This is a genomic window from Streptomyces sp. adm13(2018) (genome assembly GCF_008042145.1).
Taxonomy (GTDB): domain Bacteria; phylum Actinomycetota; class Actinomycetes; order Streptomycetales; family Streptomycetaceae; genus Streptomyces.
Genome location: NZ_RDBH01000034.1, coordinates 43,460 through 44,323, shown reverse-complemented (window position 1 = coordinate 44,323; position 864 = coordinate 43,460). Strand labels below are relative to the sequence as shown.

1 protein-coding gene and 1 pseudogene are annotated in these 864 nt (G+C 68.9%); both read left to right on the top strand.

All coding sequences use genetic code 11. The annotated features are described in order from the left end of the window. Window positions 1–261, top strand: a pseudogene (locus EAO70_RS02920) (hypothetical protein); the annotation flags it as partial. 385 nt (window positions 262–646) lie between these two features. After that, window positions 647–864, top strand: a 218-nt coding sequence (locus EAO70_RS38775) for a DUF6643 family protein (protein WP_315986200.1), incomplete at its 3' end; no start/stop codon positions are given.

Genomic DNA, 864 nt, shown 5'->3' with positions numbered 1-864 from the left:
GTGGCGGCGTGGGCGGGGGGCGCGGCCTGGGCGGTGATGGCGGGGACGTACCTGCCGATGCTCCGCTACTACCGTCAGCCGTCGTGGCTCGCTCCGCTGCTCCCCTTCACCGCGTTCCTCTACCTCCTGATGACGGTGGACTCGGCGGTCCGGCACTACCGGGGGGTCGGCGCGGCGTGGAAGGGCCGGACGTACGCGCGGCCCGACGCGATTACCGGCGCGGCTCCCGGTCCGTGCCGTGACGGCGCTCCGGGCGAGTGACCGTCGCGCCCCCGCGGCCCGGGCGGGTCACCGCTCGGCGGAATTGGCTTTCCCGACACGGGGAGTAGCGCCGTCAATTCGGCGTGTACACATCGACCCGGAGATCCATGGATTGACGCTTAAGCATGCCCATGATCACTTCGCGCGCACCTTACGGGCACCTTTTCTTTATGTGTTCTTCATGCCCGGGCACGGCCGGGCCGTCCGGGGCCCCGGACCCGCCGGTAACCCCCTCCGAACTCGGCTTTTACACGATCTTGAGACGTTCCGCCGCCCGTTTTTGGCATGTTCGCTCGGATTGGGGATCCGGTTCTTCACGAAGCCCGTCAAACAACCCGCTAATCGGGCTCCCCAACCAGCACATCGTGGGCTTAACTTATGTGCCATGACCTCCCCCCGCTCCACCTATGGAGGCGGTTACCACACCGCGCCGTCCTTCCCGGACACCCCGATCTACGACTCCCTGGTCGCGGAGCGGGGCACGCCTCAGATCGCCCCGATCCGAGTGCCCGCCGCCTACGACACCGGCAGCGGCTTCCCGGCCACCGGAAGCAGCTTCCCCTCCAGCGGCTCCTACCTGCCGGCGCTCCCCGCGGCCCTGCC